We start from the raw sequence: 17,797 nt of genomic DNA on the forward strand, positions 1-17,797 counted from the left end.
GGGGCATTTTTGAGTTACCCGATTGCAGTATGTCGTCAGCGAAGGCAGCACATCATTTTTGTTTGCTTGCCTTTGTTATCAGCTGAAACTCCATACCAGTGCGTTTAGTGTTACGGGTTCTATAGCGCGTTGGATATTTATCAAAAAAGTCAGATAACTTCTTCAACCCGTAGTTTCGAGGGTCAAAATCTGGCTTCAGTCTCTTTAAGTACTTGCCTATTTCACCTAGTTTTGCCCAGCCCGATTCATCTCGATAGTTCTGCCAAGCTTGATGCATTAATCGCCATAATTCGCGTTCTGAGTCTTGATTAGAGCTTGGTTGTGCCTCCCCAAGATCAACATCAGCGTTTAAGTTCTCTATCGCTACAAAGTCATCACAAGCGTTTTTAAACGAAGTCGGAGTCATCGCTTTTCCTACACCGATGACGTGTATCTCCGACTCTCTTAATCTCGTAGCAAGACTTGTAAAGTCACTATCACTGGATATCAAAGCAAAAGCATCAAACCTTTGGCTGTACAAGAGATCCATTGCATCAATAATCATTAAAGAGTCTGTCGAGTTTTTTCCAGATGTATAGGCAAATTGCTGCTTAGCTTGAATCGCTAACTCATTCAAAGGCTGCTTCCAGTTTTTTAGTTGTTCAGCAGAAAAATCGCCATATGCACGTTTAACGATGATCTGCCCAAAACTAGAAAGCTCTTCAATAATCAGGTTTAGCTTTGAGTGTGGAGTGTTTTCTGAATCAATTAATACAGCGATTTTTCTGTTACCCATAATCCGTGCGTGACCATCCTTTATGTAGTTAGTTGCACTATCCAATTTTATTCCTTCCAAGGTTATTGTTCGCGCTCAAAAACAGTTACTAAGGTGCGACGCCCATTATCGTTAACAATAAGGTATGTGAATTTGGAAGTTGGATGCCCCCAAGCTTCTACATTGTCGGCAGTACCGTATTTTTTCGCTTTATGGGCCAAAACATTTGCAGGCAAATTTCGAATTCTCAACTCAGGATGTTTAAGTCGATTGACTAAACTCGCCCAGGGCTTTTTGGGATCTCCAGTGCTCAATCGCTCTTTATACTGTTCAACAGCGTGAGCGGTAACATAAACGGTCCCCATTGCTGGTGTTTCAACGGCATCATGCGTATTTGCATATTCCTGGCGATTTGCATCTAAGAGCACTGTTACACATGATTTTGGGTCGGCCATGAACTCACGACTTTGTGATACCTCTATTTGCACTCCAGCCATTCGGTTTTGAAGAAATGCTGCAAACTTTTGTGCATGTTTTTTCGTAGATTTACCACGGGCAAGCTTTTTGATTGCTCCCTTTGACACAACGAGTTTGTAGCCAGAACCAGAACCCGGCTCTCGACCCATTACTTTTTCTTCAAAGAGTAGGTATTGAATGGCTGATAATTCTGAAATCAAATCAGAATCTTCATGGGAAAAGTCGATTTTTACATCAAGAATTCCACTGCGTTTAGTGCCCACACGCCAGAATACTCGGCTCGTTTGGTCATCTAGTTTTTCAGAAAGAGTGGTTAGAATCATCATAGTCTTATCTCCGGTATTTAAGATCCCTTCCGGCATCGCCGTAAGGACCTCATTTAGTTAATATTCATACTTACTTTATCATGCTTTTTGAAAACGCAACCCCTCCCCTCCACTTTCACATGTGAAAGTCTAAGAAACGGTATTTTGCTCAGACTCCACGCGCTCTTTTTGCACAAACACCAAATACGATTCTGAACATTCACATTTTAACCAGTACTCTAACTTTTTCTTTGTTACCTTAGCTCTCTTGCTTCCACAATGAGCACAAGGAGTTCGCATTGAAGTGTTAGTGTCACAACAAAGACACTTTACGAAGTAACCAAACTTCCCATGACATGCTGTAAGCTGCTCAGCCTCACCACACTTTTTACAGCGGATTTTTTTTGAATCAACCTCATTACGAACAAGCATTTCGTTTTCCTGTTCTTTATGTAATGAGCCAGAGTTATCGACTGACCTGTTAGAACAAAGTTCATCCAATAAATATTCAGTTATGCTATGCAACTCTTCTTTAGTAAAAAAAGGTTCTGTTGCTAAAAACGCTTTAAGCTTTCCTTTTTCACCTATTCTCCTAACGGCATCAGCTACAGCTTCGCTTTTAATGATTCTTTCGTTAATGTCAGCAGGTATATTATCTCTGTGCAAAATACACGAGTTAGAAACAACGCATAACGAGTCCCACCGTCGGCCACCAACATTTTGCTGGACACCTAACATTTTCCCCAGGAACTTAGGAGCGTTATCAACAAGAGCTTTCTTCAATAATTGCTGTTGCAACTCAGCTTGTTTGATCGGAGAAGGAATACCTGACCAATAACCTTTATAACTTCTGGACCACTCACCACTCTCGTTAACTTTGACTTCCCCATAGATACTTTTTGATTCAAGTATTAGGAAACCGTATTTATGCAATACTAAGTGATCTATCTGTGCTTTTTCACCATTATACGTGAAGGTAAAATCGTTAAATACGTGAATTTCTTCGCTATCTTTAAACGCTCGACGTAAATAAAAAGCCACATCTCGCTCTTGTTTTTCACCTGCAATGATACGACTATCCTCTGAGTTACTTTCTGCTTTAATAGCCTTTGTTGTAATAATTGGCATATCAACACCTTTTAAATGCGAGTTCTTTATGCAGACTTTCACATGTGAAAGTCCAGCTAGTACGCCCAACTGTCAAAATCTGTATGGGTGAGAATTTCACCGTCTTTGGCCGGACGAACATAAACACTTCCATAACCCCCTTCTGTTCCAATCGCGTAACACGCAATAGAAAATGCAATTTGAGGGTTAGGTACAGTGGCAACTATTTCTTCATTGATTGTTACGACAGAACAATGACCCGTGTACGAATCTGGCAACTCAGAAATTGCGGTTGCTGCATCGAGCGTTTCACTTCCATCCGATATCAGAATGCTCATATTTAGCTACCAAACTGTACTAAAATCCAAAGAAACTACCACCAGCAAGTCCTGACGAATCGCCAACAACAGCAGCATAAATGGCAGCAGCTATTGCCGCAACGATGACAAACTTAACGATGGCAAAGCCAAAAGAGAACAGCCTCCATATTAAAAAGAACCCAATCACAGCAGCAATCCAGCGCCAATCAAAGGGTATATCACCTAAAGAACTATCAAGGGCTCTCTGAACTTCATATAGCCAGCCGTTTATCATATCCATAAGATCAATCTCCAGAGCATCATGCTCTTAGTGTACCGACATGACATTTTTTTAAGAGATGAGAACTTGCCCTTTTTTGGGCAAATTGAGGGACATGACAAAGAGCTACTTAGTAAAAGAGTGATCTGCTTTAGGATGGCAATCCTATTTGTGGTTGGTTGTGTTAAATAATCTACCACAATTCTATTTTGTGGTATCATTGATAACACAATTTACCAAAGGAGCACGACAATGGATATCTGGCATTATCCTCGTACACAGCTTGCTACGTTTATCCTTAACGGGATGGACAAAGGTCTTCTTCAACGAGTTTCAATCTTCGCTCCACGCAAGCGAGGAAAAACTCAATTCATTCAAAAAGATATCATTCCTATGGCTCGTGAACTTGGTGTCTTACCTATCTATGTAGATTTTTGGATGCAAAAAGACGACCCAGAAGGCATCTTCATTAAATCCGTCATTGATGCTTGTGAAAGGAATGAAGGATTTCTACATAAGCTTGGCAAAGCTCTCAACTTCAAAAAGTTAGGTTTTAGTGCAGCTGGTGGCAAAGTTGAAGTAGAGCGTTCTCAGGGAGAACTGAGAGCTGACTTGTTCGCTGTATTTCAACGCTTAAACGAGCTGGATATGCCTGTTTTACTGTTGCTTGACGAAGTTCAACATTTGGCTACTCGCAAAGAATTTGACTCGTTTACGGCAGCTCTACGCAGTTTTGTAGTGAACAGAGAGGATAACAACGTCAAATGCATCTTCACAGGTTCAAGTAGAGAGGGGTTAAGTCGCTTATTCAAAGACAACAAGGCTCCATTCTACAACTCCAGCCAAACCCAGATATTTGAAGAGCTGGATATGGATTTCGTTGAATTCGAGTTGGCCGCATTCAAAAATGTCACTGGTGGTGTCGAACTCGACAAACACAAAGCCCTAGAAATCTTAATCAAACAAAATCGCGCTCCCGCTCGGTTTGTTGAAATGTTAAAGAATATGGCCCTGAACATGGTTCATGACCTAGATATTGGTGTCCATCGTTATGACGTTGATCGTATCGAGTCAGAGGACCACTTTTCAAAAACATACGAACAACTGAAACCTATCGAAGTGGCGATCCTAAAGCTTGTTGCTGCCAATGAGTCAAAAGGTCTTTATACCAAAACAGGACTAGACAAAGTGAAAGCTTTCACTGGCGACCCAGAAACAGACGTTACAAAATGGTCGGTGAAAAATGCAGTCACACGATTGAAGTCGCTTGAGCTAATTTACAGCCCAGAGCGTGGGAAGTTGGAAATTGAGAACCACGACTTTCGTGATTATATTCTTGAAAAATAAGTGCCTTTCGGCATGTTAAGACTATCAGCCCATGCTTCATGCGTGGGTTTTGTTTATGAGTTGTACTTCTATATTCTCAAACCCCATGTCTCTAACCTGATTTACCAGGATATCAAGCCTCCACACTCTCAAGTCACTGGTTCTTCCATGTCTAATTGCATACGCGATTCCTTTACCACTATCAATCCCAACCAAATGAAACTTATTAGGATGCAGTTTAGATTCCTGCGCAATTAGTTTGGTCATTGTTCGAGTCTCCGCGAGACGGCGGAACTCACCTTCTTTTACTTGATGGAAAACGACTCCAGACATACATATCACCATTATATTGACTACATATGCTCATTATGTCGATTTAAAGGGGGAAATCAAAGAGGTTTTATTGCTGGGGCACGATAAGTAATAAGCTGAGGTTCGAAGCAGAAACGCCATCAGCCAGGTCAGTGATGTAATTTTGCACAAACTTTAACTAATTGTCCAAAGTCTCAAACACATCCCCCAGCAATATAGCACAATTAGTTCAACTGACTTTCAGTAACAACTTGATCCCAAGTGTGCAGTACCTTCGACAAATGCTGATGCTTCTTGTTGAACTCAACATCACTCAATACCGCTTTATACGGGGCACTTAGGTCGGAACAATTAATATTAGCCCCTACCAGTTGAAGCGTGTCAGTGAGGGAACCACCACTAGCATCAAGCCCTAAGCGGTCAACGGTTTCACTACTAACAAGCGCTTGTACAACATTGGCAAAGTCGCGTGAGCTTAATTGTTCAATACTAAGCTTTGTCTTACAGCTACTTTCCACTGCGGCCTTGTATTGAATGGTGTATTTCGCGTTAACTGGGGCCATAGAGTGCATCGCCATTAGATACGCATCAACTTCTGTTTTAGGGAAAACATCCGCTTGAGCTGAAAATGCAGTTAACGTCGCTAGCAGTAGTCCAATTTTCTTCATCATTCTTGTTCCTGTTACATTGTTCAAAGTGGCATTATTTACTCGACTGATTTTCAAGCTAAATATTACATTCAGTCAAGCACTTATCACTTTTCGAACATGGGTAGTAATTCCTGAACACTTTTTTCACAAGCGGCTTGTCTACGGCCACTTTCGTAAAAGTAAGCCCATAGACTTTGTGGCATCCCCTCAAGAAACTCGATAGGAAAAGGATTAGGTGTTTTAGCCCAACAGTTTTGCTTCTGGTCAGAATAACCTTGTCGTTGCGCATCTTGCTGAAATAACGTGTATAACGCTTTTAGTTCATCATCATTATAGAAACAATGATAATTACCACCAACTAGTTGGTTGGTCCCTAGTTCTATCCATAGAGGATACCGAGAAGAACTACCGAAACAAATTAACTGATAGTGTGGCTTCGATTGTCTTACCTCATCTTCACAAAGCTCTACTTTGCTGGAGGTAAATGTATCTTTCCCTATTAAAAATGGATTGTATTGATACTGACTAGCCATTTTATCTCCTTGATATTCATATTTGCGCTGGTTTTCCCAGTTCCGGCATCCACCTCGGCAAGTAACTCGCCATCGAGGCCATAAACATAGAGCACACCCACGCCACCAGCTGGCTTAATCCGCTGGTGGTAGTGAAAAAGGTTCATAGAGGTCAGTCAATCCCAGTGAGTTCAATCACTTCAACGCATGTTTAGATGAGCAACTTCAACCTCTATGCAAATCCTCTTCTAACTTTTGCTCCTCATCATCTGTGACTACACCTTTAAAGACATAAGTTGTTTCACGGGGCAATTCTTTTTCTTTGAATAAGAGAGCTTTTATATCGCCTACCTTTGCTACTTTACTTTGGAATTTACTAGGCATCTTCTCAAACTGAATCTCACCTATACCTCCCCTACCAAGGAAAATATTAAATATCGCATATTCCTTGCCATTTCTTTTAAGAGCAAATTTATATCCAGTTACAGGTTCGTCAGGGCATATTTTTATTTCTTTAAGCCATTTTTTTCTAACTGTATCCAGCCCATCAAATATCTGTAGCAACTTCCCACTCTTGGAACGCTCCATCATATCCAGACGTTTAAATTGCTGAATTAGTTTACCTTTATCCTCTTCCGTAATGTGTAGGTAGAAGGCAGTTAATGCCTCTACCTCATAACACCTCAACCACTCACAATCTGAGTAAACGGCTTTTTTTAACGACCTTATGACGTTTGATATTACTGACATCCACAACCTCTCCCTTATTGCCCACGCCACCAGCAGGCTTAACCCGCTGGCGGCGTGTTACAAGCATGAATGTTTGCTATGTGTCACCGTGAACACCGGGATGTCTAATGAATGCAATTAGCGACTGTACCGCTCCTACTGTCCCAGCAAACACCCCCATACCTAAAAATAACCAAAAAACCATCTCGTGCTGAATTTGTCTTTCAAATAAACCAAACCAATTTGTGATGTAATATCCTACTCCCCCAAATGCAGCACCAATAATGGCCCCACCAACTAAAAAGGGGAGAAATACTGTTATCATGAATGCACTAAATCCTTTCATCTTCATCTTCAATTCTCACTTATGGGATATTAGCAATGATGTTGCTTCCGATATTACCAGTGGTGACAAAAAATACCGTTAGCGTTGGAGGTGCATCTTAACGGTGAAACGCATTCGACGAACTCTTTAACCGTTTTTCTAATGACGCTTTATCCCACCATCGGTTAGCCTGCATCTTTGGAATTATTTTTCCTAGCCCAGCAAATGAGTTACCAACCCCTGCTCCTAATCCACCTAATATCATACTGCGCCCTGAGTTAAGCCAAATATCATCACAGCTGCCTGTAACTTTGTTCTTAGCAGCTGTCACACCACCTCCAATTACCCCACTACCCAATGAATTGGCAACGATATTTTTCCCCCAAGACAACCCCTTAGTTAAATTACCAAGACCACCTCCCGCAGCCCCTGTAACGACAGCAGCCCCAAAAGATGCAAAGTCAAACGTCTGTCCTGAATGGTATTGAGCAATCGCATTAAGCGAACCGCCAACGAAAGCCCCAAAAGCAACCCATCCAAACTCGCCTGTAGGATCAATAAACTTCAACGGATTTCCATGCACATACCCATAGGTATCCACTCCATCGAACAGGCCAAGGCGGTCTGATTGTAAGTAACGGCCAAGTGCTGGGTCATAGTAGCGATGCCAGTTGTAGTGAAGCCCAGTCTCTGCGTCAAAATACTGCCCAGGGAAACGTAAGTTGAACTTGATTTGTTCTGTCGTGACAGTCGCTTTGCCGAACGGAGAGTAACTGGCTTTCCATACCGTGGCTCCGGTCTCATCGGTCAATGCTTGCGGCGTACCTAAATGATCGTTATGGACGTGGTAAACGGTGCCATCCACCAGGTAACTATTTAACTTTGGAATTCGTGAAAGATTAGCTGAGACCATCACTTTTCTTGGCTATTTCCTTTCGTCTCTCTCATGTGTCGTTCAATTCCTTTTTTTTGCTTTAAGCAACGAATCGTGCTGCAAACTCCTAAAGCTAGGCATACCCCTCCCCAAACAGCAATCATCATAAAAAGAACAAATATTGATTCAGGATACCCGATCAATCTATACGCACCGTAGGATATGAGTCCCGTCATAACTCCCACTAAAGGGATCAGAATCAGATATATAGAAATCTCTGTTTTGTATGCCATATTTACTCTCCGTTACCTATTGGCATATTCACACCTCCAACCAAACCCCACGCAAACTCACCTGTAGGATCGATCCTTATTAGTGGATTTCCATGCACATACCCATAGGTATCCACTCCATCGAACAAGCCAAGGCGATCAGCCACAGCCAGCACCAGCGTAATCTGCCTTATGTTCCAGCGAAGAACCTCATCACTTCCGGAAGGTAATGTAAGAGGTGGCCACCTTTATCGAAGAACAGAAACCAAATAGAAGCTCCAATACAGAAAATACCTAAAAGAACTAGCTCTATAGATGTGTTTGCATACACTGACACATTGCTATCTTTTTTGAATTTCACAATCTTGTATTTAAATAGTGCAACAAGACCTACATAAAGGCATCTTATCCCTAATGGAATTGCTATAAGCAACCCACCTAAAGTCATGAATGTGTACAAAACAAAGTCAAGCCAATTATTGATTTCCAATTGTTGTTCCCCCAGCAGAACCTATAGCCGAACCATACGATTCGTAGTTAAAACTAACCCTTTTTTTCAAATCCACCCCGATTATGTCTCGTGGTCTCAAAATATTTTTGCCTAATATTCCCCCGCCAAAACCAACTGCTCCACCAAACGAGCCAAGAATTGCACTTCTTCCTACCTGATATAAATCAAGGCTCTTTTGATACCTTTGATCACAACCAGAAGACTTTTCAGTTAACTGAATATACATATTGCCAATAGCGCCTGATGATGCACCAAAAAATACAGCTCTCCTTAGAGTGCTTCCAAACCCTCCAAGTGCCCCCGTAGCACCAGCCACAAGAAGTCGCCCCGCATCAAACGAACCAGTTTGATATTGTCTGTATCCTTCAAAGCCTATGTTAACCATTGCCCCAATAATTTGCGGAACCCATAAACCAGTAGGATCGGTGTAAATAGCAGGATTATTCAATGCATAGGCATAGGTGTTAATCCCACCAGCCAGCCCTATTGGGTCACTGGTGATATATATCCCTGTATTCGGGTCATAGTTGCGATGCCAGTTATAGTGAAGCCCAGTCTCTGCATCAAAATACTGGCCGGGGAAACGCAAGTTGAACTTGATTTGTTCTGTCGTGACAGTCGCTTTGCCGAACGGAGAGTAACTGGCTTTCCATACCGTGGCCCCCGTTTCATCGGTCAATGCTTGCGGCGTACCCAAATGATCGTTATGGACGTGGTAAACGGTGCCATCAACCAGATAAGCCATCAGCTGGCCGTCAAGCCAGACATATTCTCGCTGGGTTTGCCCGGTTCCGGCATCCACCTCGGCCAGTAACTCGCCATCGAGGCCGTAAACATAAAGCACATCCACGCCACCAGCAGGCTTAACCCCGCTGGCGGAGTTGCTTAGACTAAGTAAATATCAGTTTTCAGGTCGAAAGATCCTGATTACTTCTTCAATGCCATTTGCAGCCGCAAGATCGTTCAACATTGCTTCACGCCCAACCCCTGATTCCCAACTTTCCTTTTGCTCATTGATCACTTTTGCTACTACGCTTTTAAACTCTTTCAGTTCCAACTGAGATACCAATGTTGTTTTCAGCTCAGCTTTCAATAGCCTAGAGTTAAACATTAACACCTCTAAAGGCCATCGCCATACAGCGTTTAAAGGCTTGACCCCAACTACCTCGTCTACTTTGTAATGCCTTCCGTTAGAGTCGTATATTTCCATTTGGTTAAAGTACCCACCTTTTAGAGCGGCATTAGTACATTTCCCCAAATGGCTTCCGGTTAGTTCTACGTGAACTGATTTTTTCTTTTTACTGACCAGTAGCACTGGATATGTAAGTTCCACAACCACCCCCTCTTACTGTCCACGCCACCAGCAGGCTTAACCCGCTGGCGGCTTTCTTTAGAAATTATCAAACTAACTTTTTAGAAAATTCATTATCATCCTCAAGCCTGAACACAGCGAATAAATCTTCCAGCGTCTTACATCCCATCACCGCTTTTTTCAACTCGGCTTTGCTGTCATAGAATTGACCCCACACAGAGTACGAACCGCTTTCAGTAGCCAGATTAGCGATCATCTCTACCCAGTCCACAAAATCATTTTCTACTAGGTGAAGAGAACATTTGATGTCTCTAGGCTTCCCCAATAACTGCAAACAAACTCGTTGTATAAAACGAGGGCTAACCTCTTGTACTGAGTCAATTCTCCAGACGCTACCATCTCCTTTGATAAGTAACGATCCAACATAGCGATTTCCTATCTTTTTAGCCGAGGCGGACGCCTTCTCTAGGGCTTCCTCATAGATAGGCAGCATAAAGTTTTCTTTTTTACTCAGTAATATACCTTTATTTTTCACTGCACCCACAACCATTCCCTCCTGCTGCTGTTAACCCTAAGCCTGCTACGGTTTCTCTTGCCCATATTGGAACACCATTAAACCAACCTTTAATTCCGTTATTGTGAATTTTTGTATTGTGATAGATGTTTGTGAATGGTTTTGGATTAAGGTTCCAAGGCTGATTAAATATACGCTCTAATTTTTGATTACCTTCAAAGTGTCTTCTTTCAACAAGCCAATGATGAATATGTTGTCGTGGCGGGATGTCCTTGTTTATGTTTTTCGCGTACCACCTTCTCGTTGCTCCCCATGAATGGGGGTTGCCTTTAGTAGTGACAGCACTTTTGAAGCGATGAACTTTTGCTACCTTCACGGCATTGAACATTCCACCCCCAAGAGCTGCCAATCCAACATCACCCCAGTTAACGCAATCAATTTTCCCACCGTTATCATAAAGCTGATATGCCAAATCTATCCCGGCGAACACCACTCCCCATGCGAACTCACCTGTAGGGTCTATGCTCGACAGCGGATTTCCACGCACATACCCATAGGTATCCATTCCATCGAACAAGCCAAGGCGGTCTGATTGCAGGTAACGCCCCAGAGACGGGTCATAGTACCGATGCCAGTTGTAGTGCAGCCCAGTCTCGGTATCAAAATACTGGCCGGGGAAGCGAAGATTAAAGGTGACTAGCTCTGTCGTGACACTGGCTCGGCCAAATGGCGTGTACTGCGCTTTCCATACTACTTCACCCAGTTCGTCTGTCAGGGCCTGCGGTGTGCCCAGGTGATCATTGTGAACGTGGTAAACGGTGCCATTCACCAGGTAAGCCATCAGCTGGCCGTCAAGCCAGACATATTCTCGCTGGGTTTGCCCGGTTCCGGCATCCACCTCGGCCAGTAACTCGCCATCGAGGCCGTAAACATAAAGCACATCTACGCCACCAGCTGACTTCCTCACTCGTTGATGAGCACTGTTATAGTGATAGATTGATGTTTCGCCATTGACCGTAGCCTCAGTCAATCTATTGAAAGCATCATAGACAAAGACATCCGTTCCTCGGCCAATCGTGTTTCCGTTTGCATCATAGCTGTAGGTGATCGAGCCAATACTTGTTTTGGTTAGACGATTGCTATTGAACACAATGCTGTACGAATCTTTCACGCCGTCGCGGTAGATAGCCGTCCGGTTGCCGTTGTAGTTGTAGGTGTACTCTCGGGTCCCGTAACCACCAGTAGCATCAATCAAGCGGCTCAGCTTGTCGTAATTGAAAGTTTGGCTATAGCCACTATCCATTAAGTCTGTAATTGAATCGACATTGCTATTGGCCGTATAGAGATAACTGCGGTGCATTGCACCAGCAACCTGTACAGACTCCAATTGATAGTTCATGTCGTACTGGCGCTCTTCCCAAAGCCCATTTCCATGAGTCAGATCAGTTACAGGCCCAAAAGGTTTCCGTACCAAGTCAGAGACTAATGTTCTGCTGTTAACACCATTATTCAATGTAATGCCAATGACCTCTCCAGCTACATTGCGCTGATAAACCGCTTTGCGGCCACTCGGGTACTCGATACTCGCCAACTGCCCTGCACCATCATAGGTGTAATTGGTTAACAAGGTGCGGCCATCCACAATTAGTTCTTGGCTGGCTATCTCACCACTGGCTGTGTAACTGTATTTTGATACGCCAGAAGCGTCTGTAATGGAAGTAAGCTGCCCTACCCCATACAGCGCTTCTGGCTCATCGTAGCGGAATGTCACACTAGCATTAGGTTGACCATCCACAGTGATTGAAGAAAGGCGATTAAGCGCGTCGTAGTGATAAGTGAAAACCTGACCGTTGGCATCTGTTTTACCGATCAGGTTTCCAGCCTTGTCATAAGTGTAATGAGCCGTGCCTGTGTCTGGGCTTTGTACTGAGAGAACATCGCCATATCCGTTGTATGAATAGTAAGTTCTCCGCCCTCTTGGATCAGTGACTCTCGTTACTAAGGCATTATCGTTATACTGCATTGCAGTGGCGCGGTTAACAGGGTCAATTGATTGGAGCAGGTTGCTAAAACCATCATAGCGGTAGGCATAAGCATTTCCAGAAGGGTCAACTTTGCCCGTTAGGTTGGCTGTCTTGTCATAGGAATAGGTATAAACATTTCCCGTTCCATTTGTTGTTGATGAAAGCCAACCATTCAAAGTGTAACTATGCAGTTGCTTCCAGTGAGCAATGCCACTGTTATCTTTCAGCTCAACTTGCTCAATATTTCCTAGTGAATCTCGATTGATACTTTGTCGATTTCCATTTGCATCAATCACGGCCATCAGCTGCTGAGCAGCATCGTACTCATAAGTGAAAGTGCTATTGGTTGGTAAGGTGATAGATACCAAGAGTCCTGATTCATCGTAAGAGTACAATGTAGTTCCATCTGGACCAGTAGAAGAAATCATTTGACCTAACGTGTTGTAGTTAAGCGAGTAGCTTACTCCATTGGCATCTGTGACGCTCTGAGCCCTTCCATGAGCATCGTAATTGTCAAATGACACTACGTGCCCAAGAGAGTTGATAACTCGGCTTAGGTTGGCTTGAGCGTCGTATTCAAAGCGCGTTACATCATCAACATCCACCCGTGGACCATCCACTGATTTCAGTTGTCCAGGAACACCAAGAGAGTCTGGATAATATTCAAATGCCCACTGCCTGACATCTGAGTTGGTTCGGTCAATCAATTTAAGCGTTAACAGCCGCTGGCGGTCGTCATAGGTAAATTCTTGGACCAAGTATGACGATGTAATTTTGGTTGGTTTTGGGAACTCTGAATGCCATTGTGTTGTGATCGTATCACCAGTCGAGCTTGTCCTCGAAATTTCAAGTCCTCTTTGGTCATATTGGTAAGAGAATGATTGGCCTTCTTCATTGATAATTGACTTCAACTCACCGTTGGTATCGTAGCCAAACGACTTCGTACCACCAGCAAAGCCAGTACATGCAGCACCCTGTATACTGTCAGGCTTTAGTTTTCCGTTATAACGACTAAACAGATAATGTTGTTCGTGACCTAGAGCATTCGTTACCGTAACTGAACCATCAGGGTTGTATGTAACACTTGTCCTATCAACACCACTGCTATGTTCGCTCAGAACAGCGCGACCCGAAGGATCATGAGACCACGTAGCAAATCTGCTTCCCTTTTCATCCGTAAGGCCAGTCAAAAGGCTTGGGTTTAAACTGTCTTCATAGTGGTAACGTCGCTGATTGGCATCCGGTTTATGCACTGCAACTAACAATTCATTCGAATAATCGTAAGAGAAGGTTTGTCCAGCAGGGTCGATCATCTTTATGATCTTCCCTTGATCGTAACTAAACCTTAAAGTCCGGCCAAAACTGTCAGAAACAGAGTCTAACTTACCGTTGGTATAATTCAGATCCAGCTCATTTCCCGATGGATGAACAATACGTATCAACTGACCATTACTATCATATAGTTCGACAACACCATCAGCCCTCTGATATCTCCAACCAGAATCTTTGTATAACCGATCATCACTTTTCCATGTTGGCATCCAAACCGCATTTGTCCGGTAGAATGCTAACTCTTTCCCATCTGGCCGATGCAAGACAACCATATTCTCTCCGTGACTTTCTTTGTCAAAAATCACTTTGTTTGAATAGTTGTGGCTCCATCCAATACCAACATCGCTTTGTTTACCACTCAAAGCTAACTGGCTGTTGTAATGTCGTGTGAATACAAGAGGCTCCATACCAGCGCTTACATAATCGGTTTCTTGCTGATATTTATTACCAGTAGCTAGGTTGATAGGGTTTCCAACGCACAGTTCTGTCTCTGGTTTACCAAGATCTCTATTGAGAAGTGGAGAATCAGTCATCTCCCCAGGAATTATGAATTTTGTCAGTGTAGTTCCAGAGAGAGCTCCAAAGTAACAAGTGTCAGGGTCATAACTACCTGGAGCATCACTACGATGCATACATAGCCATGAGATTAGTCTTCCATCACTATACGTTTCACTCGGGTATAGCTTTTCACTCACATAGCTGTGTGTGCTTGCGAGCTCGTTAATTCTATAGTCCCTTAAAAATTCATGCGCTTGCTCTGGGAGATCAAATCTCATTGCATCAATTTCTGAACTACCACTGGCATTGATACGCCACTGAGCAGAAACAGCACTAGGAACTATAAGTGCTAACAAACAAGCTCTTGCGATTAAGTTAGTATGAAAATGATCCACTGGTTTCTAAAGTCCATTAATTACTTTCTACACGGACTCTATTATCAACTTAATCAAAGAGATTAACTTCATGCTTAACTGCCCTATACGGGCGCATACAGACATGAAACAATGGCTAATATGGAAGCGGGTTTTAATTGAATCGCTCGACTTTGTTTTACTGCTCATAGCAGTGAAACGAAGTTGAGTGATCAGCGAAGCCGCATCAGCGGTGAACGCTACTGATCATATATAGATCCATAGGATCATAAGATCATGCAGCGTGTTAGGTAGCTTAATATCAGGAAATTTCCTAACTTTAAGCTTTGTTTCTGTAAGCTAAAGCTTAATATTAGGAAATTGAAGCTTAATATTAGGAAGTTCATCTCTATCACATAGCTTAATATTAGGAAACACACCTATATCTAAGCTTAAAATGAGGAAACGCCTTAATCCGTATATATAGCTTAATTTTAGGAAAAAGGCGTTAAGCAATAGCTTAATTTAAGGAATTGGATTACTTGGAGGACTTACCAGTACGAAGTTCGGAGAGCTCTGATGCCATGCCACCACCAAATGGGCCATGACTGGTTTGTTGGGCCAAGCGCTTCGATTCCTCAGATAGAAGGGAGTCATCTCTGTGTATCAATCCTGGCTCTTCTGAAAGACGCGATAACCGTCTTTTAACTGGTTTATCTGCTCCTGGCTTTTTCTCATTATCACTATCACCGTCTAATTGATCATTTCTAAGTTGGATAACGACTTCTTGATCAACGTGCAATAGTGAATTGTTACTCCAGTGCAGCCTTATCGGTTTTCTCCACTGCTGGTCAAAAGGCACATAGTTAGCTTTGATATGACGCAAACGAGTCTCTTGTACCGTTCCATCTTTCTTGTCTATCAACTGATCTAAATACAGATGAAGTTTTGACTTTGAGAGAGTGGAAGATAAACCAGAGCCAGAGACGCTGTTGATTATCTCCTTTCCTCTGCTCACATCTTTTGTCGGATGGTGAACAACAAGAACCGCGACATTCGCTTCATTGGCAAGCCTCTCCAAAGCAATTCTGATGTAATAGTCATCATCTACTACGTCAGCTGAGCCAATTGCATCACGCAATGTATCTATAACTACCAAGTCGTACCCTTTGGCCGTGGCAATAAGTTTTTCCAGTGCACTGGATGCTTCTTCCCACTCTTTAGTATGTTTAGATGAGCCTGAACTACAAATTGGATCAGAATGCTTGTATATCCCAATGCTCGATTTTAATCGGTCTTTGATGCTGGTGGAGAACTCAGTCAAATGTGCTTTGATACGCGGAAGTGTTCCGGGCAAGGAATCTTCGATCGGCCATATCAAAGTTCTAAGCACTTTGTTTTCCTCATCCCGTACACCAATTAATGGGTACTCTGGCAAAGCCATCTCATAAGCTATTGATAAAGACAAATAGCTCTTACCAGAATCAGGTGGAGCGATCAGAAATCCGACACTGCCTCGAAACAAACCTTTCAAAATCTGTTCTTTGTTGGAATTGGCTAAACTTTCATTAATGTCTTCTTCGCTTAGAGCGATAACATCCTCATTGTGGAGTGTTGTTGTCATGTCGTTACCTCTTCTTTCTCTTCATCGCCCAGGTACAACAGCATAATATCTTGCTTACCATCGTCACGTACTTTCTCTTGGAGTAGCAATCGGAAATCTCGCAATAACACATCCTTTTTCAAAATGACTTCGGCCATAGTGTTATTGATATGGCGACTCAGATGCTGTTTAGACACTCTAACCTTGTTGGCATAGTAATCTTTAATAAGGTGACTCAGATACTTACCATGTACATATTCACGCTTATGAGCATCAATATATTTACAGAAGTCAGTAACAGCATGTTTGCCCGTTAGCTGCGGGTAGACTTTTAAAAAACGTTTCCGGCTAATAGCTCCCTCTTGTCGCAAAGACGCAGTGAAAGTCTTATGCACTCCAACTATGAAGTGAGTGATCGTATCTGCCCTGATAGATCCTTTATTTTTAATCCCATCCAGAACCAGCAATGGAATGTAGTTGCTGTCCACCAGCTTCATTCGCGTGTGGTAGTGAGGTAGCGTTTCACCATCCTTCTCGTAATCCAAGACCAGTAACATTTGTGATAGCCTTTGAAGTCTTGTCATTACTGTGTTCTTGTTGGCCTTTTGATTTTTCAGGTTCAAGAACTCAAACAGTGTTGTGAAGTCACAAAGGAAGTAGTCGTATACCCCACTAAACATTTTTGTATCGAGAAGGTTGTGGTATTGGTGTGACAACTTATCCAGTTCGACATTAATCTGCGCGAGCTCAATAGCCTGGCGAAGCGTTAAGCCAGATAGGTCTACGTACATCCCCCCTACACTAACGATCCCTTCCAGTAGATGTCTGTCATCGGCCAAGCAGACAGCACTGTATACGTCGATTCTAACGGCATCGAATTCACGTTTATTAGTCCCCTTCTTCCAGTATGGCTTTGACAAGCTGGTGGATAGAAGAGGCTTTTGTGCCAGTAGCTGTTGCTCAAGTTCAGCCTTGTTACCACTGATCCTTGTAATTAAGTCTCGCGGAATTCTACCTGGCAAAAAGATGCAATCCATTAACGTAGTAGTCGATGGCCTGCTGCCAAATGCCTCGTTGACTATCTCAGCAGGGAAATACCCTTCTAAATTGTCTGTGTTACTACTCATTTTTTAATACCGTAATGTTTTTTTGAAGCATACCACATACCTTAAAAAGAGGAAAACAAGCCAAATAGATGTGATTTATACCTTAAAAAAGGACAATAGAACGCTTTACATTTCACGTTATAGCTTAATTTTAGGAAATGTTCGACCATACCTTAATTTTAGGAAAAGCCAGATCACGCTCTTAGGCATTGCTACATAAGACTTTCACATGTGAAAGTGGGCTAAGCGTGTTTCTGGGTCACGGTTGCATTTTTTAATTCCATGATATTATGGAAGTGTAAGTTGAATTGAATGAGGGCTT

At 42.7% G+C, this 17,797-nt stretch carries 20 protein-coding genes; 1 reads left to right on the forward strand and 19 read right to left on the reverse strand.

All coding sequences use genetic code 11. The features are described from left to right. Positions 1–52: 52 nt before the first annotated feature. The 5 genes from R7070_RS13895 to R7070_RS13915 all read right to left on the reverse strand — a co-directional run bounded on the left by R7070_RS13895 (position 53) and on the right by R7070_RS13915 (position 3,243). Positions 53–775 (reverse strand): NYN domain-containing protein, encoded by a 723-nt coding sequence (locus R7070_RS13895; RefSeq protein WP_041154780.1) that lies wholly within the window; start codon positions 773–775, stop codon positions 53–55. Positions 776–837: 62 nt separating this feature from the next. Beyond that, positions 838–1,557, reverse strand: coding sequence for a hypothetical protein (locus R7070_RS13900; RefSeq protein ID WP_032073007.1), 720 nt, complete (start codon positions 1,555–1,557; stop codon positions 838–840). Between the two features lie 129 nt (positions 1,558–1,686). After that, the gene (locus R7070_RS13905; RefSeq protein ID WP_032073006.1) at positions 1,687–2,664 is read right to left on the reverse strand and encodes a nuclease-related domain-containing protein; all 978 of its coding nucleotides are present in this window, start codon (positions 2,662–2,664) and stop codon (positions 1,687–1,689) included. Between the two features lie 56 nt (positions 2,665–2,720). Beyond that, complete coding sequence (locus R7070_RS13910; protein ID WP_014386658.1) at positions 2,721–2,981, reverse strand: hypothetical protein; 261 nt, start codon at positions 2,979–2,981, stop codon at positions 2,721–2,723. 19 nt (positions 2,982–3,000) lie between these two features. Beyond that, on the reverse strand, positions 3,001–3,243 hold the full coding sequence (locus R7070_RS13915; RefSeq protein WP_014386657.1) for a hypothetical protein: 243 nt from the start codon (positions 3,241–3,243) through the stop codon (positions 3,001–3,003). A gap of 231 nt (positions 3,244–3,474) precedes the next feature. On the opposite strand from R7070_RS13915, the gene R7070_RS13920 reads away from it, so the two are divergent. Further along, positions 3,475–4,569: a hypothetical protein gene (locus R7070_RS13920; protein ID WP_014386656.1), complete on the forward strand. Its 1,095-nt coding sequence runs from the start codon at positions 3,475–3,477 to the stop codon at positions 4,567–4,569. Between the two features lie 36 nt (positions 4,570–4,605). Here R7070_RS13920 and R7070_RS13925 read toward each other — a convergent pair whose 3' ends face one another. From R7070_RS13925 to R7070_RS13990, 14 genes are all read right to left on the reverse strand, one after another. Then, entirely contained in the window at positions 4,606–4,881 is a 276-nt protein-coding gene (locus R7070_RS13925) for a hypothetical protein (RefSeq protein WP_014386655.1), read from the reverse strand. A 203-nt stretch (positions 4,882–5,084) separates the two neighbouring features. Next, positions 5,085–5,531, reverse strand: coding sequence for a hypothetical protein (locus tag R7070_RS13930; protein WP_014386654.1), 447 nt, complete (start codon positions 5,529–5,531; stop codon positions 5,085–5,087). Positions 5,532–5,614: 83 nt separating this feature from the next. Next, entirely contained in the window at positions 5,615–6,043 is a 429-nt protein-coding gene (locus tag R7070_RS13935) for a hypothetical protein (RefSeq protein ID WP_014386653.1), read from the reverse strand. 204 nt (positions 6,044–6,247) lie between these two features. Then, the gene (locus R7070_RS13940) at positions 6,248–6,772 is read right to left on the reverse strand and encodes a hypothetical protein (RefSeq protein ID WP_101905910.1); all 525 of its coding nucleotides are present in this window, start codon (positions 6,770–6,772) and stop codon (positions 6,248–6,250) included. Positions 6,773–6,848: 76 nt separating this feature from the next. Further along, positions 6,849–7,103 carry a hypothetical protein gene (locus R7070_RS13945; protein ID WP_041154783.1) on the reverse strand — a complete coding sequence of 85 codons (255 nt, stop codon included), beginning with the start codon at positions 7,101–7,103 and terminating at the stop codon, positions 6,849–6,851. A 91-nt stretch (positions 7,104–7,194) separates the two neighbouring features. After that, positions 7,195–7,989 (reverse strand): RHS repeat-associated core domain-containing protein, encoded by a 795-nt coding sequence (locus R7070_RS13950; protein WP_032073003.1) that lies wholly within the window; start codon positions 7,987–7,989, stop codon positions 7,195–7,197. Continuing rightward, a complete protein-coding gene (locus tag R7070_RS13955; protein ID WP_101905909.1) occupies positions 7,989–8,243 on the reverse strand; it encodes a hypothetical protein in 255 nt (84 codons plus the stop codon). The genes R7070_RS13950 and R7070_RS13955 overlap by 1 nt, the downstream gene beginning before the upstream one ends. Before the next feature lie 2 nt (positions 8,244–8,245). Beyond that, positions 8,246–8,389: a hypothetical protein gene (locus tag R7070_RS13960; protein ID WP_206949614.1), complete on the reverse strand. Its 144-nt coding sequence runs from the start codon at positions 8,387–8,389 to the stop codon at positions 8,246–8,248. 309 nt (positions 8,390–8,698) lie between these two features. After that, on the reverse strand, positions 8,699–9,577 hold the full coding sequence (locus R7070_RS13965) for an RHS repeat-associated core domain-containing protein (protein WP_243641898.1): 879 nt from the start codon (positions 9,575–9,577) through the stop codon (positions 8,699–8,701). A gap of 57 nt (positions 9,578–9,634) precedes the next feature. After that, complete coding sequence (locus R7070_RS13970) at positions 9,635–10,066, reverse strand: hypothetical protein (RefSeq protein WP_101905908.1); 432 nt, start codon at positions 10,064–10,066, stop codon at positions 9,635–9,637. Positions 10,067–10,133: 67 nt separating this feature from the next. After that, complete coding sequence (locus R7070_RS13975; RefSeq protein ID WP_133305458.1) at positions 10,134–10,589, reverse strand: hypothetical protein; 456 nt, start codon at positions 10,587–10,589, stop codon at positions 10,134–10,136. Continuing rightward, positions 10,570–14,769, reverse strand: a complete 4,200-nt coding sequence (locus R7070_RS13980; protein WP_014386644.1) for an RHS repeat-associated core domain-containing protein — start codon at positions 14,767–14,769, stop codon at positions 10,570–10,572. Before R7070_RS13980 ends, R7070_RS13975 begins: the two co-directional genes overlap by 20 nt. A gap of 535 nt (positions 14,770–15,304) precedes the next feature. Beyond that, a complete protein-coding gene (locus R7070_RS13985; RefSeq protein ID WP_046224244.1) occupies positions 15,305–16,390 on the reverse strand; it encodes an AAA family ATPase in 1,086 nt (361 codons plus the stop codon). Further along, positions 16,387–17,496: a hypothetical protein gene (locus tag R7070_RS13990; protein ID WP_046224245.1), complete on the reverse strand. Its 1,110-nt coding sequence runs from the start codon at positions 17,494–17,496 to the stop codon at positions 16,387–16,389. Before R7070_RS13990 ends, R7070_RS13985 begins: the two co-directional genes overlap by 4 nt. Positions 17,497–17,797 lie beyond the last annotated feature (301 nt).

The organism is Vibrio sp. 1557 (genome assembly GCF_033340175.1).
Classification (GTDB): Bacteria; Pseudomonadota; Gammaproteobacteria; order Enterobacterales; family Vibrionaceae; genus Vibrio; species Vibrio alginolyticus.

What these genes read in the sequence shown, in the direction of transcription:
- R7070_RS13945 (WP_041154783.1), bottom strand. Translation starts at nt 7,103, where the DNA reads ATGAAGATGAAAGGATTTAGTGCATTCATGATAACAGTATTTCTCCCC.
- R7070_RS13925 (WP_014386655.1), bottom strand. Translation starts at nt 4,881, where the DNA reads ATGTCTGGAGTCGTTTTCCATCAAGTAAAAGAAGGTGAGTTCCGCCGT.
- R7070_RS13905 (WP_032073006.1), bottom strand. Translation starts at nt 2,664, where the DNA reads ATGCCAATTATTACAACAAAGGCTATTAAAGCAGAAAGTAACTCAGAG.
- R7070_RS13985 (WP_046224244.1), bottom strand. Translation starts at nt 16,390, where the DNA reads ATGACAACAACACTCCACAATGAGGATGTTATCGCTCTAAGCGAAGAA.
- R7070_RS13910 (WP_014386658.1), bottom strand. Translation starts at nt 2,981, where the DNA reads ATGAGCATTCTGATATCGGATGGAAGTGAAACGCTCGATGCAGCAACC.
- R7070_RS13895 (WP_041154780.1), bottom strand. Translation starts at nt 775, where the DNA reads ATGGGTAACAGAAAAATCGCTGTATTAATTGATTCAGAAAACACTCCA.
- R7070_RS13940 (WP_101905910.1), bottom strand. Translation starts at nt 6,772, where the DNA reads ATGTCAGTAATATCAAACGTCATAAGGTCGTTAAAAAAAGCCGTTTAC.
- R7070_RS13915 (WP_014386657.1), bottom strand. Translation starts at nt 3,243, where the DNA reads ATGGATATGATAAACGGCTGGCTATATGAAGTTCAGAGAGCCCTTGAT.
- R7070_RS13930 (WP_014386654.1), bottom strand. Translation starts at nt 5,531, where the DNA reads ATGATGAAGAAAATTGGACTACTGCTAGCGACGTTAACTGCATTTTCA.
- R7070_RS13935 (WP_014386653.1), bottom strand. Translation starts at nt 6,043, where the DNA reads ATGGCTAGTCAGTATCAATACAATCCATTTTTAATAGGGAAAGATACA.
- R7070_RS13920 (WP_014386656.1), top strand. Translation starts at nt 3,475, where the DNA reads ATGGATATCTGGCATTATCCTCGTACACAGCTTGCTACGTTTATCCTT.
- R7070_RS13990 (WP_046224245.1), bottom strand. Translation starts at nt 17,496, where the DNA reads ATGAGTAGTAACACAGACAATTTAGAAGGGTATTTCCCTGCTGAGATA.
- R7070_RS13950 (WP_032073003.1), bottom strand. Translation starts at nt 7,989, where the DNA reads ATGGTCTCAGCTAATCTTTCACGAATTCCAAAGTTAAATAGTTACCTG.
- R7070_RS13900 (WP_032073007.1), bottom strand. Translation starts at nt 1,557, where the DNA reads ATGATGATTCTAACCACTCTTTCTGAAAAACTAGATGACCAAACGAGC.
- R7070_RS13955 (WP_101905909.1), bottom strand. Translation starts at nt 8,243, where the DNA reads ATGGCATACAAAACAGAGATTTCTATATATCTGATTCTGATCCCTTTA.